The 13,228-nt window shown below is 72.7% G+C and carries 15 protein-coding genes; all 15 read left to right on the top strand.

Features of this window, described 5'->3' with window-relative positions; genetic code table 11:
- Positions 1 to 258: 258 nt before the first annotated feature.
- The 15 genes from WFH25_RS17520 (at position 259) to WFH25_RS17450 (ending at position 13,218) form a co-directional block, all read left to right on the top strand.
- Entirely contained in the window at positions 259 to 1,110 is an 852-nt protein-coding gene (locus WFH25_RS17520; RefSeq protein WP_229086786.1) for a sigma-70 family RNA polymerase sigma factor, read from the top strand.
- 129 nt (positions 1,111 to 1,239) lie between these two features.
- Complete coding sequence (locus tag WFH25_RS17515; protein WP_070418828.1) at positions 1,240 to 2,079, top strand: flagellin N-terminal helical domain-containing protein; 840 nt, start codon at positions 1,240 to 1,242, stop codon at positions 2,077 to 2,079.
- Between the two features lie 90 nt (positions 2,080 to 2,169).
- A complete protein-coding gene (gene fliD, locus WFH25_RS17510) occupies positions 2,170 to 3,567 on the top strand; it encodes a flagellar filament capping protein FliD (protein WP_092387392.1) in 1,398 nt (465 codons plus the stop codon).
- 11 nt (positions 3,568 to 3,578) lie between these two features.
- Positions 3,579 to 4,055, top strand: coding sequence for a flagellar export chaperone FliS (gene fliS, locus WFH25_RS17505; protein ID WP_083295338.1), 477 nt, complete (start codon positions 3,579 to 3,581; stop codon positions 4,053 to 4,055).
- Positions 4,045 to 4,329, top strand: coding sequence for a hypothetical protein (locus tag WFH25_RS17500; protein ID WP_071295371.1), 285 nt, complete (start codon positions 4,045 to 4,047; stop codon positions 4,327 to 4,329). Before fliS ends, WFH25_RS17500 begins: the two co-directional genes overlap by 11 nt.
- A gap of 346 nt (positions 4,330 to 4,675) precedes the next feature.
- Positions 4,676 to 5,020 (top strand): flagellar basal body rod protein FlgB, encoded by a 345-nt coding sequence (locus WFH25_RS17495; protein WP_070418831.1) that lies wholly within the window; start codon positions 4,676 to 4,678, stop codon positions 5,018 to 5,020.
- Positions 5,017 to 5,412 (top strand): flagellar basal body rod protein FlgC, encoded by a 396-nt coding sequence (locus tag WFH25_RS17490; protein WP_070418832.1) that lies wholly within the window; start codon positions 5,017 to 5,019, stop codon positions 5,410 to 5,412. The genes WFH25_RS17495 and WFH25_RS17490 overlap by 4 nt, the downstream gene beginning before the upstream one ends.
- Positions 5,412 to 5,765 (top strand): flagellar hook-basal body complex protein FliE, encoded by a 354-nt coding sequence (fliE, locus tag WFH25_RS17485; RefSeq protein WP_083403303.1) that lies wholly within the window; start codon positions 5,412 to 5,414, stop codon positions 5,763 to 5,765. Before WFH25_RS17490 ends, fliE begins: the two co-directional genes overlap by 1 nt.
- Positions 5,765 to 7,435 (top strand): flagellar basal-body MS-ring/collar protein FliF, encoded by a 1,671-nt coding sequence (gene fliF, locus WFH25_RS17480; protein ID WP_336698779.1) that lies wholly within the window; start codon positions 5,765 to 5,767, stop codon positions 7,433 to 7,435. The genes fliE and fliF overlap by 1 nt, the downstream gene beginning before the upstream one ends.
- Complete coding sequence (fliG, locus tag WFH25_RS17475) at positions 7,432 to 8,481, top strand: flagellar motor switch protein FliG (protein WP_083295340.1); 1,050 nt, start codon at positions 7,432 to 7,434, stop codon at positions 8,479 to 8,481. Before fliF ends, fliG begins: the two co-directional genes overlap by 4 nt.
- Positions 8,474 to 9,109: a FliH/SctL family protein gene (locus WFH25_RS17470; protein ID WP_336698777.1), complete on the top strand. Its 636-nt coding sequence runs from the start codon at positions 8,474 to 8,476 to the stop codon at positions 9,107 to 9,109. Before fliG ends, WFH25_RS17470 begins: the two co-directional genes overlap by 8 nt.
- A complete protein-coding gene (locus WFH25_RS17465; RefSeq protein WP_336698776.1) occupies positions 9,106 to 10,458 on the top strand; it encodes a FliI/YscN family ATPase in 1,353 nt (450 codons plus the stop codon). The genes WFH25_RS17470 and WFH25_RS17465 overlap by 4 nt, the downstream gene beginning before the upstream one ends.
- The gene (locus WFH25_RS17460; RefSeq protein WP_071295367.1) at positions 10,458 to 10,889 is read left to right on the top strand and encodes a hypothetical protein; all 432 of its coding nucleotides are present in this window, start codon (positions 10,458 to 10,460) and stop codon (positions 10,887 to 10,889) included. The genes WFH25_RS17465 and WFH25_RS17460 overlap by 1 nt, the downstream gene beginning before the upstream one ends.
- A complete protein-coding gene (locus tag WFH25_RS17455) occupies positions 10,886 to 11,599 on the top strand; it encodes a C40 family peptidase (RefSeq protein WP_083403302.1) in 714 nt (237 codons plus the stop codon). Before WFH25_RS17460 ends, WFH25_RS17455 begins: the two co-directional genes overlap by 4 nt.
- The gene (locus WFH25_RS17450; RefSeq protein WP_336698774.1) at positions 11,596 to 13,218 is read left to right on the top strand and encodes a flagellar hook-length control protein FliK; all 1,623 of its coding nucleotides are present in this window, start codon (positions 11,596 to 11,598) and stop codon (positions 13,216 to 13,218) included. The genes WFH25_RS17455 and WFH25_RS17450 overlap by 4 nt, the downstream gene beginning before the upstream one ends.
- The last annotated feature ends 10 nt before the right edge of the window (positions 13,219 to 13,228 follow it).

The following is a 13,228-nucleotide window of genomic DNA, read 5'->3' as shown; positions in this document are numbered from 1 at the left end:
GGGACAAGAACGCGCGTTCCCAGGCCGGGGTCCCCCCAAATGCCGACCGGGGGAACGCCCCCTCACCCCCGCTTTGGGGACGGTTGTGCACCTCCTCAGGGCTTTGCCAGCCGATACATTCGAAGCGCACCGCGGGGGACACCCCGCACCGCGTCGCAGGGACGCACGGTGCACCACCCGGAGGGACCCGGGTGGGTCTTCGGCGTACGCACCGGCCATCCGAGGCCGGCGTCTGCCGCGCCCACGGAGGGGTCAGGCATGTCAGGCGACCAGGGGATCAGCATGGACCGGAACGACCGCAACGCGATGATCGTGGAGCACCTCCCGCTCGTGGGCTACATCGTCGCCGACGTGCGGGCGCGTGCCACGCACCTCGACCGTGACGACCTCGCCGCCGTCGGGTCGCTGGCCCTCGTCGCCGCGGCCGAGGCCTTCGACCCCGACCTCGGCGTCCCCTTCGGCGCGTACGCCCGCACCCGCATCACGGGCGCGATCGCCGACGACATGCGCTCCGCCGACTGGGCGTCCCGCGGCACCCGGAAGCGGATCCGCGAGACCCTGGCAACGCAGGAGGCGCTGTCGGCCCGGCTCGGGCGGAGCGTCGGCGTGCAGGAGATCGCGGATGCGATGGGCGTCGACCGCCAGACCGCCGCCGACGCCATGAGCGACGCGGCCCGGACCGTCTCGCCGATCGACGAGACCGTGCACGACACCCTCGCCGCGGACCTGCCGCTGCCGGGTGAGGACCTGCTCGAAGCGGAGAAGCGCCGCTACCTCCGTGCCGCCGTCGAGGCGCTGCCGGAGCGGATGCGCTTCGTGGTCGAGAACGTGTACTTCGGCGACCGGTCGGTGACCGAGGTCGCCGCCGAGCTCGGGATCACCCACTCCGCCGTGTCGCAGCAGCGCTCCGAGGCGATGCGCCTGCTCCGCGACGGACTCGCCGCGCACTACGGGGACGACGGCGTCACCGTGGAGCCGGCCTCGAAGACCACCGCCGCGCGCCGCAGTGCGTACCTGGCACGGGTCGCCGCGAACGCCGCAGCCGGCGTGGCGCGTGCCGTGCAGGACGCCACGACGGTCACGACCGCCCCCGTCGTCGCGGTGAGCTAGCCCTCGGCGGTCTCGTCGCACGACGAATTCCGCCGATTCCCTAACGGCTCCGGCCAACCGGTCGAGAGTCACCCCTGTCAGCCCACGGACGGGCAGACGTACGACCCAGATTTCACGGAGGAAACCACCATGGGCATGTCCATCAACACCAACCTCTCGGCACTCAACACGTACCGGAACCTGAACTCGACGCAGAACGACCTGTCGAAGTCCCTCGAGAAGCTCTCGTCGGGTCTCCGCATCAACCGTGCTGCCGACGACGCGGCCGGTCTGTCGATCTCCGAGGGGCTGAAGTCCCAGGTCGGTGGCCTCACGGTCGCCGCCCGCAACGCACAGGACGGCATCTCCGTTGTGCAGACCGCTGAAGGTGGCCTCACCGAGACCCACTCGATCCTCCAGCGCATGCGTGACCTCGCCGTGCAGGCCGGCAACGACTCGAACAACGCGGACTCCCGCACGGCGATCTCCACCGAGGTCACCGAGCTGTCCAAGGAGCTCACCCGCATCTCCCAGTCGACCAACTTCAACGGCATCAACCTGCTCGACGGCTCCGCCGGCACCGCAGGCGTCCTGAAGTTCCAGGTCGGCGCCAACGGCGACGCGGCGAGCCAGATCGACGTCGACCTGTCGGGCGCGAACGTCTCGACCGTGGCGACCGCCGTCACCGGTCTCGACTTCACGACCGCCACCGGTGCGCAGACCGCGATCACCACGATCGACGCGCAGATCAAGAGCGTGTCGACGGCACGTTCGAACATCGGTGCCATCCAGAACCGCTTCGACCACGCCATCAACGTGACGAACGTGGCCAAGGAGAACCTCACCGCTGCCGGTTCGCGCATCACCGACGTCGACATGGCGGAGGAGATGGTCAAGTACACGCGCGACAACATCCTCAGCCAGGCCGGCACCTCGATGCTCGCGCAGGCGAACCAGAGCACGCAGGGTGTGCTCTCGCTCCTGCGCTAGCAGCGCTGACGCCGCCGTCCGGGATCGTTCAGGTACCCCGGGCGGCGGCGTCACCCGCACCCTTTCCCCTCGTAGCGGCAGGAGCCATCGATGTCGTCCGTGTCTTCGGCGAGCAGTCTCGCGATCGACGGTCTCGTCAGCGGTCTCAAGACCACCGACCTCATCAACTCGCTGATGAGCGTCGAGGGGGTCCCGCAGACGCTCCTCAAGAACAAGCTCACCAGCACCAACTCGTTCATCTCGTCACTGCAGACGATCAACGGGCTCGTGCAGACCCTCGCGACGAAGGCGAAGGACGCGGCGAAGGCGACCTCGCTCGACCTCTTCACGGCCACGAGTTCGTCGCCGGGCGTCACCGCGGTCACCGGGGCGAACGCCAGCGCCGGGTCGCTGAGCTTCACGGTCGGGTCCACCGCGTCGGCGCAGGTCGGCGTCACCGCGGCGATGGCGACGTGGTCCTCCGCGGCCGAGCCGATCACGATCGTCGGCGCCGACGGCACGAAGACGACCGTCACACCGGCCTCCGGGTCCCTCGACGACACCGTGTCCGCGATCAACAAGTCGGGCGCCGGTGTCACGGCGACGCGGGTCGCTGCCGGGACCGACGCCGACGGCACGAAGCTCTACCGCCTGCAGCTCACCTCGGCGAAGACCGGGGCGGCCGGCGCGTTCGAGGTGTACCGCGGCACGGCCGACGAGGTCACCGCCGGCACCGCGACGAACGTCCTCACCCAGGTCGGTGCCGCGGTCGTCACGCAGGCGAAGGACGCCAGCGTGACCCTGTGGGCCGGTACCGCGGCGGCGCAGACGGTGACGAGCACGACGAACACGTTCACCGACCTCGTCCCCGGGGTCAGCGTCACGGTGACGCAGCCCACGACCGACCCGGTGACGCTGACCGTCGCGCAGGACACCACGAAGGCGCAGACCGTCGCGTCCGGCCTCGTCGACGCGATGAACGCCGTTGCCGCGTACTACAGCTCGAACACCGCCGTCACGAGCACGACCAGCCCGACGACCGGCACCACCACGACGACGGCCGGCGTGCTCTCGGGCGACGGCACCACGCGTGACGTCGTCCAGCGGCTCGCGAGCACGATGTCCGCGCCGGTGGGCGGGAAGTCCCCGTCGTCGATCGGGATCTCGATCACGAAGGACGGCGACTTCACCTTCGACGCCGACGTCTTCCAGAAGGCCCTCGCGACCGATCCGGAGGGTACGCAGGCGATGCTCTCGGGCGTCGCGGCGAACGTCGGCGCCGCTGCCACCTCGGCCTCCGACAAGTACGACGGGTCCATCACCACCGCGATCACGGGACAGCAGGCCGTCGCGAAGGACCTCAACACCCAGATCGACAGCTGGACCGACCGGCTCACCTCGCGTCGCGCAGCGTTGCAGACGATGTACGCGAGCCTCGAGACCAGCCTCAGCAAGCTCCAGTCCCAGTCCAGCTGGCTGGCGAGCCAGCTGGCGTCGACGACGAGCTGACAGGAACACCGATGAACGCCTTCGACCTCCAGTCCGCCGCCTTCCGACAGGCCGCGCAGCCCCGCACCGTCACGGACCAGCGCCGTGCCCAGTACACGAACGAAGCCGTGCTCTCGGCGACGCCGGCGCAGCTCGTCACGATGCTCTACGACCGGCTGCTCCTCGACCTGCACCGCGCCGAGGCCGCACAGACGACCGCCGACTGGGACGCGGCCCGCGAGCAGCTCCTGCACGCGCAGGCCATCGTCGGCGAGCTGTCCTCGACGCTGAAGATCGACGTGTGGGACGGCGGCGAGGGACTGCTGGCGATCTACAACTACGCGTCGACGTCGCTCATCACCGCGAACGTGCACCGGGACGTCCAGGCCACCCGCGACTGCATCCGGATCCTCGAGCCGCTGCGGCAGTCGTGGCACGAGGCCGCCGCGTCGATCCCGGCAGCGACCGCGGTGCAGCACCCGACCGGCGGGGCACTCGGTGTCGCCTGACGCGGAACGCCGTGCCGCGTGGGAGGCCGTGCTCGAGGCGCTCGAAGCCGACCTGACGGCGGGCGGCGACGTGCGGTGGTCCGAGCCGACCGGGCTGGGGCCGGTGCCGCGGGAGCTGGTGGGGCGTGCCTCCCGGCTGCTCGCCGCGCAGCGGGACCGGATCGCTGCGCTCGAGGGGGACCGTCGGGCGACGCTCGACCACCTCGGGGCGCTCCGGGCGGTGGACGCGACGCGGGAGCCGCGCGGCTCGGTGTACCTCGACGCGTCCGCCTGACGCGGGGCCGGGCGCGGGGGCGGGCGGGACGAGCCGCGGCGGCGCGCGGATGCGTGTGCATCGTGCGACGAAGCACGCGTCGATCGACTGGCGGAATGTCGGAGCATGCACACGCACCGGGTGCGTGTGCATCGTGCGACGAAGCACGCGTCGATCGACCGGCGGTATGTCGAAGTGTGCACACGTGAGCCCCCCCGCCCCCCGTTCGGGGCGACCCCTAACGCGCCCCACGACCCGGCCGACAGCGCCCCCTGAGCACGGATCGCTCACCAGTTCGGCCACGGATCGGCCACCGCCATCAGGCGACGTCAACAGGGGACGTCGTCAGCGAGGGGACGGTCCACCAGTGTTCGATTCCGTGACGAGCGTCGCACTGCAGAGTGCGCTCGACGGCCTGTCGATGCGACAGAAGGTCATCGCGAACAACATCGCGAACATCAACACGCCGAACTACCACGCCGAGAAGGTCCAGTTCGAGGACGCCCTGGCGAAGTCGATCGTCGACGGGGACGGCGGCACGACCCCGACCGTCGCGCGGAGCCTCGAGCCGACGAACACGAACGGCAACAACGTCAACCTCGACGAGGAGACGCTCTCGAACATCGACACCGTGCTCCGGTACCAGTTCGCCACGCAGGCGATGAACTCCGAGCTCACCAGTGTCCGCGCGGCGATGCGGACCACCTCGTGACCACGTTCGACGCGATCGGCATCGCGAGCACCGGCATGACGGTGCACCGCAAGTGGCTCGACGCCGTGTCGGACAACATCGCGAACGTCAACACGGTGAAGTCGATGGACGACTCCGCCTTCCAGGCCCGCTACGTCGAGGTCCAGGAGGGCAACGGCGTCTCCGGCGCCTACGTCAAGGGCGCCGCGTTCGGCAGCGCCGCCGGCCGGGTCACGTACGACCCGGACAACCCGCTCGCGAACGCGGAGGGCTACGTCCGCATGCCGGACATCGACCTCGGCACGCAGATGGCGGACCTCATCATGGCCCAGCGGGGCTACCAGGCGAACGCCGCCGTGGTCGACCGCGCGAAGACCGCCTACGAGGCGGCCCTGCAGATCGGGAAGAACTGATGCCCATCGACGCCGTGAACGGTGTGACCACCAACGCGATGACGAACGCGATGACGAGCCTGAGCGGCACGTCCAGCGACGTCGGCACGAGCGCGACGAGCGGGGTCGCGGCCGCCGGCGCGACCTCCGACGGCAGCGGGTTCGCCGCGTCGCTCGGGAACGCGGTCGACGGGCTCCAGCAGCTGCAGAGCGACTCGAAGACCCTCGCACTCAAGGCCGTCACCGGCAACCTCGACGACATCCACGACGCGACGATCGCCGCCACCCGCGCGCAGGTCACGCTCGAGCTCGTCTCCGCCGTCCGCAACAAGGGCGTCGACGCCTTCAACGAGATCATGAGGATGCAGGCCTGATGCCCGTCGCCGTCAAGGACCTCTTCGGTCGTCTCGCCGCCTACGTCAAGGGCTTCAGCGCCGCCCAGCGGACCATCGCGATCCTCGTCATCGCCGCGCTCGTGCTCGGCGGCATCGCGCTCGCGAGCTGGCTCGGCAAGGCGTCCTACGCCCCGCTGTTCACCGGACTGGCGGCGGCCGACGCGGCGAGCGTCACCGACCAGCTCACCACCGACGGTGTGCCGTACCAGCTCACCGACGGCGGGGCCACGATCCTCGTCCCGCAGGGGTCGGTGTACTCGGAGCGGCTCAAGGCCGCGTCGAACGGGCTCCCCGCATCGAACGAGGGCGGCTACTCGCTGCTCGACAAGATGGGCGTGACGAGCTCCGAGTTCCAGCAGGACGTCACGTACAAGCGCGCGATGGAGGGCGAGCTCGCGAAGACCATCGGCGCGATGGACGGCGTGCAGACCGCCACCGTGCAGCTCGCGATCCCCGAGAAGACCGTGTTCGTCTCCGAGGAGAAGGACCCGACCGCGTCGGTGTTCATCGCCACGAAGAACGGCAGCGAGCTGAGCACCGACCAGGTCCAGGCGATCGTGCACCTGACGAGCGCCGCCGTCGAGGGCATGCAGCCGACCGACGTCTCCGTCGTCGACGCGAAGGGCCAGACGCTCTCCGCCGTCGGCACCGGCGCGACCGGCAGCGGGGCGGACCAGGCGGCCGACTACGACGCCTCGACGAGCAAGAAGATCCAGGACCTGCTCGACACGACCCTCGGCACCGGGAACGCCAGCGTCGTGGTGTCCGCCACGATGAACCAGAACTCGGGCACCCGCACGTCGGAGTCCTACACGACGCCGACGACCGGCCCGGTCGCGCTCAACGAGTCGTCCACCACCGAGCAGTACGGCGCGGGGTCCGGTGCCGGCGGCGCCGGGGCGACCGGCGTCCTCGGCCCGGACAACATCGCCGTGCCGAACGGCACCGCCACGAGCGGCGCCGACGACGGGTACAAGAACGAGTCCGCGACGAAGAACAACGCCGTCGACCACACCACCGAGACCACACAGCTGCCGGCCGGTGGGCTCTCCCGCCAGACGATCTCGGTCGCGCTGAACTCCAAGGCGGCCGCGGTGCAGAACGCGAACCTGCAGAGCATCAACGACCTCGTGGCCGCGGCCGCCGGTGTCGACCAGACCCGTGGCGACCAAGTCCGCGTGGCGATGATGGACTTCGACACCAGCGCCGCCGACAAGGCGACGAAGGCGCTCGAGGCCCAGCAGAAGGCGGACCAGCAGGAGGCGCTGTGGTCGTCGATCCGCACCGCCGGGATCGTCGTCGGCGCGCTGCTCGCCCTCATCGCGATCATCGTCTTCCTCGCCCGCCGCAGCCGGAAGCAGGAGCGCGAGGCGGTCGACCTCGGCGAGCTCGACGCCTTCTCCGGCGAGACCTTCCAGCTCCCGCTCGCCGTCGACGGCGCCGCGGACCGGAGCACCCTGCAGGCCGGGGACGCCCCGACCGTCGCGCTGCCCACCGTCCCGCACGACGACGCCCCCACCGAGGTCCTCACCACCGAGGAGATCACCGCGGAGCGGCGTCGCCAGGACATCTCCGCCCTCGCCGAGCGGGACCCGAAGCGCACGGCCGAGCTCCTCCGCGGGCTCCTCGACGACCGGGCACCGGTGTGAGCGCCCTGGTGCCGAGCGCCGGCGGGACCGGCGCTGGCGACCGTGCGCTGACCGGTGCGCAGAAGGTCGCGCTCATCCTCATGCAGATGGAGACCGAGCGCGCCGCCGAGGTGATGAAGCAGTTCACCGAGATCGAGGCCGAGGAGATCTCCGCCGAGATCGTCCGGATGCGCCGCGTCGAGGACACCGTCGTCGACAAGACCCTGACCGAGTTCCACCGGATGACGCTGAGCGGCCGCACGCAGAAGCGCGGCGGCAAGGAGACCGCGCTCGGGCTGCTCGAGGCGTCCTTCGGTGCCGAACGCGCCGCCGGCGTCATGGACCGGCTCGCCTCGAACCTCGCCGGGCAGTCGTTCGACTTCCTCGACGACGCCGAGCCGGGCCAGGTCGTCACGCTCCTCGAGGGCGAACTCCCGCAGACCATCGCCCTCGTGCTCGCACACCTGAAGCCGGCCCAGGCCAGCGCCGTGCTCGCCGGGGTGGACGAGCGCGCCCGCACCGACGTCGCCCAGGCGTTCGCGACCATGGGGAGCGCGACCCCGGAAGCCGTCGGGATCGTCGCCGGCGTCCTCCGCCAGCGCGCCGGTGCCGTCGTGTCGCCGCGCGAGAGCGTCGAGGTCGTCGGCGGCATCGCCCCGCTCGTCGACATCATCAACCGCTCGGACGTCGCCACCGAGAAGGCCGTGCTCGACGGGCTCGAGGCGCGCGACCCCGAGCTCGCCGAGGACATCCGCTCCCGGATGCTCACGTTCGAGGACATCGTCAAGCTCGAGTCCCGCGACATCCAGCAGGTCCTGCGCGGGATCGACTCGAAGCTCCTCGCGACCGCCATGAAGGGTGCCGCCGCGCCGGTCGTCGAGACGATCCGGGCGAACGTCTCCGAGCGCAACCGCGAGCTCCTCGACGACGAGCTGCAGGCCATGGGCCCGGTCCGGGTCTCGCAGGTCGAGGAGGCCCGCGCCGAGGTGGTCCGCTCGGTCCGCGAACTCGAGGCGCAGGGCGTCATCACGGTCCACCGCGCCGAGGAGGACGAGCTCGTTGACTGAGTCCGTGGTCCAGCGCGTCGCGTTCCCCGTCATCGGGGACCCGTCCGGGAACGCGCGAGCCGCCAGCGCCGACGTGCGCGGGCACGCCGCCGGGTACGCTGCGGGGCTCCGGCAGGCGCAGGCCGAGACCGACGCGCTCCGTGCCCGGCTCGAGACCGAGCACGCGGCCCGCACCGCCTCGATGCAGGCCGACACCGCGCGCCGCATCGCGGTCCTCGACGCCGCGACGAACGCGATGCTGTCGCACGTCGCACCGGTCCTCGACCAGGCCGAGCAGTCGGTCGCGGTCGCGGCCGTCGACCTGGCGGAAGCCGTCGTCGGGTACGCGATCCGCGCCTCCCGAACCGCGGACACCGCCGATGACGGACGGGAGGCGCGGGTCGTCCCCGGTGCGCAGGCGACCGTCGAGCGGGCGCTCGCGTCCATCGACCGCACCGTCGCCGTGGCCGTCCGGCTGAGCGTCGCGGACGCCGCGCGCGTCGCCGACCTCGACCTGCCGGTCCCGGTCGTCGCCGACCCGTCGCTGCGCGACGGGGACGCCGTCGTCGACCTGCCCGACGGGCTGCTCGACGCGCGGATCGCCACCGCCCTGGACCGTGCCCGCACGGCGCTGGGGGTGACCCCGTGACCACGACGCTCCTCCGCCCCCGTGGGCTCGACGAGGCACTCCGACAGGCCGCTCCGCAGCGGGTCGGTGTCGTCACGAGCGCGGTCGGACTCGGCCTCACGATCGCCGGACTCGACGCGCACGTCGGCGAGGTCGTCGCCGTCGGTGCCGAGGGTGCGCCGCAGACCCTCGTCGAGGTCGTCGCGACCGACGTCACCGGCGTCCGCTGCATGCCGCTCGGGCGCCTGACCGGTGTGACCGCCGGCACGCCCGCACGGCCCACCGGGCGACCGGTGCTCGTGCCCACCGGTGCGGGGCTCTTCGGACGCGTGCTCGACGGACTCGGACGCCCGATCGACGACCGCGGTCCGCTCGTCGGCGCCGGTGGCGAGCCGGTCGCGTGGGTGCCGCTCGACCACGAGACGCCGAACGCCATGGCCCGGACGCGCATCGACACCCCGATGCAGCTCGGCGTCCGCGTGCTCGACACCCTCACCACGGTCGGGCGCGGGCAGCGCATGGGCCTGTTCGCGGGCTCCGGCGTCGGCAAGTCCTCGCTGCTGTCGATGATCGCCCGGGGGAGCGACGCCGCCGTCAACGTCATCGCCCTCGTCGGGGAGCGCGGCCGCGAGGTGCGCGAGTTCCTCGAGGACGACCTCAGTCCGGAGGGCCTCGCCCGCTCGATCGTCGTCGTGTCCACCTCGGACGAGCCGGCGCTCATGCGCCTGCGGGCCGCGTTCGTCGCCACCCGCATCGCCGAGTCCTTCCGCGACGCCGGACAGGACGTCGTGCTGATGATGGACTCGCTCACCCGCGTCGCGATGGCGCAGCGCGAGATCGGGCTGTCCGTGGGGGAGCCGCCGGCCACCCGGGGCTACCCGCCGTCGACGTTCTCCGTCCTCGCCGGACTGCTCGAACGCGCCGGGACCGACCGGGTCGGCAGCGTCACGGGGCTGTACACGGTCCTCGTCGACGGCGACGACCACAACGAACCGATCGCCGACGCCGCCCGGAGCATCCTCGACGGGCACGTCGTCCTCGACCGGAAGCTGGCGATCACCGGGCACTTCCCGTCCGTCGACGCGCTCGGCTCGGTGTCGCGCGTGGCCTCGAAGGTCACCACGCCCGGGCAGCGCGGTGCGGCGACGGCCCTGCGGAAGGTCATGGCCGCGCGCAAGGCGGCGCAGGACCTGCTCGACGTCGGGGCGTACCAGCGCGGGACGAACCCCCTCGTGGACGCCGCCGTCGACCACCAGGACGCGATCGACGGCTTCCTGCGGCAGGGCATGGACGAGCGTGCGACCGCGGCTGCGTCGTGGCGCTCCCTCGACGCACTCGTCGGCACGCTCGGCACCGGGGGTGGTGCCTGATGGCCCGCCGGTTCCCGCTCGCCGGGCTCCTCCGGCTCCGGCACGCCGAACAGGACCGTGCCGCCGCCGCCCTCGCGACCGCCAACGAGCGGGTGCGCGACGCCGCCGACGCCCGGATCGCCGCGCGTCGGAACCTCGCCGACACCGAGGGGTCGCAGCCGATCCAGGACGCCGCGACCCTCAGCGCGGTCGCCGCGGCCCGTGCCGCCACCCGCGGGATGCTCGAGGAGCTCGACGCCGTCGCCCGGACCCGCCGCGCCGACGCCGACCGGGCACAGGACGACTACAACGCCGCCCGCCGGTCCGCCCTCGGGCTCGAGAAGCTCGAGGTCCAGCACGACGAGCAGCAGGCCGCCGAGGACCTCCGAACCGAACAGAACGCCCTCGACGAGATCGCGGCGCGCAGCCGCGCGGAAGGTGGTGCCCGATGAGCGTGGACGCCGTGCTCTCCCGGATCTCCGAGATCCGGACCCAGATCGATGCCCTGCGCAGCGGGACCACCGCGACGGCAGCCACCTCGGCCGCGTCGGGCGCCGCCACGTCGACCGCGTTCGCCGACGCCCTGGCGACCGCGACCGGGAGCGGGACCGGCGCGACCGGTACCGGCACGACCTCGGCCGTGACGCCCGCGGCCGCCGCCACGTCCGTCGACGCCGGGGCCGGGACGCTCGCGACGGGCAGCGGTGCCACGGGTGCCGACGTCGTCGCGGACGCGAAGAAGTACCTCGGCGTGCCGTACGTCTTCGGCGGTACCACCACGAGCGGCATGGACTGCTCGGGGCTGGTGCAGACGGTGTTCAAGGACCTCGGGGTGACCATGCCCCGGGTCGTGCCGGACCAGGCGAAGATGGGCGTCGAGGTGGGGTCCCTCAAGGACGCGCAGCCCGGCGACCTCATCATCCCGAAGGGCGAGGGGCACGTCGTCATCTACGTCGGCGACGGCAAGGTCCTGCACGCGCCGCGACCGGGCAAGGACGTCCGGATCGTCGACAATTGGTACAAGGACTCGGACATCGCCACGATCCGACGCATCGTGCCCGCGCAGGCGTCCGCCACGACGGCGACGACCGCGGCCTCGGGTGCGACGGACCTGCAGACGGCGGCGCTGCTGTCCCTCATGAACGCGGGGAGCGCAGCATGAGCCTGACCATCACCACGTCCGCTGCCACCCCGGCACCGGCGCGGGCCGCGTCCTCGTCGGGTGCGCCGGCGTCCGCGGACTCGTTCGGCGCCGCGATGGCCGCCGCGGGGAACGCGGGTTCGGCCGGGGCCACCGGGTCCTCCGCGTCCGCTGCCTCGGCTGCCGACGCCCGGGAGCGCCGCACGCCGACGGGGCCGTCCCACGACCGCCGCACCCCGGCGTCCGGAGCGGACCGCGATGCGCAGTCCACGGCCTCGGCAGCAGGACGGGATCGCCGCTCGGCGACGGACGCGACGACGACGGACGGCACGACGGACGGTGGGACCCGTGCCGCCGCGGCTCGCTCCGCCGACGACACCGCCGCCGACGGCACCTCCAACGACGGCACCGCCGCCGGTCCCGCCGCCACGGGGACGGCGCCGACCGTCGACACGGCGTCGATCGTCGCTGCCCTGGTCCAGCCGGTCCCCGCCACGCCGACCGCCGCCGCCCAGCAGCTCGCGACTCCCGCAGCAGCCAGCTCGCCCGTGGCGTCGCTCGACGCACCCGTGCCGAGCAGCGGGGCGACCCCGACGCCCGACCCAACAGACCCGACGATGCACGCCGACGCCGCGAGCAGCGAACACCCGACCGCGGCGACCGCTGCCACGACCACCGAGGGCGAGTCGCACGGTGGCACGGCAGCGACGACCGTCGCCGGAGCGCCGGCCGGGACGACAGCTGCCGCGGCGACGACCCCGGCCGCCCCGCTCGGTGCGCCCGGCCCGGCCCTCCCGGCGGGCCCCTCGTTCCAGGCCGACCGAACGGCAGCAACGCCGGCGTCCGCCCTCCCGGGGGCGACGGCCGCACCGACGGCCCCGGCAGCAGCGAGCACGTTGGTCGCCCAGAGCACCCAGGTCAGCCAGAGCGCCCAGGGCGTCCGGGCCGCCACGACCGGCACCGGCGCCGACCCCGCCGACGCCGGACAGCCCGTCGTCGCCACGGCCACCGCCCCGGCGACTGCCACGGCGACGGGAGCGCCGGGCAGCAGTGCCCAGACCGGCCACGAGGCGGACAGCGGCGCGCCCGACCAGGGCGATCCGCGCCTCCAGGCCGTCACCACGTCGCGCGGCGGCGAGAGCGCCGTCGCGGTCCCGACCACCTCGCCGACGGCGCCCGCTGCGCCGGCCACCCCGACGTCCGGCGCAGCCACCGCGAACGCCCCGGCCCCGCTCGCGCAGCAGCTGGCCCGCCCGGTGTTCACGCTCGCACAGGCCGGCCCGGGGGAGCACGTCGTCACCGTCCAGGTGACGCCGGACACGCTCGGCCCCGTCACCGTCCGCGCGCACGTCACCGCGCACGGGATGCACGTCGAGCTCTTCGCCGCCTCCGACGCGGGGCGCGACGCGGTCCGGCAGGTCATGCCGGACCTCCGCCGCGACGCCGCCGGCTCCGGACTGTCGACCACGCTCGACCTGTCCTCGCAGAACCACCCGGACACCCGCTCCGGGCACGACGAACGGCCCGCCCAGACGGGTCCACGCGTCGACACCGGCCAGGAGGCGCGGCGCACCCCGCGCGCACCCGGCACCGCCCACACGCCCACCGTCCGCACCGTCGGACTCGACGTCCTCGCCTGAGCGACGACCG

The sequence above is a fragment of the Curtobacterium sp. USHLN213 genome (assembly GCF_037144815.1).
Taxonomy (GTDB): domain Bacteria; phylum Actinomycetota; class Actinomycetes; order Actinomycetales; family Microbacteriaceae; genus Curtobacterium.
The sequence above is the reverse complement of the archived record's forward strand: the minus strand, read 5'-3'. Positions and strand labels throughout refer to the sequence as shown.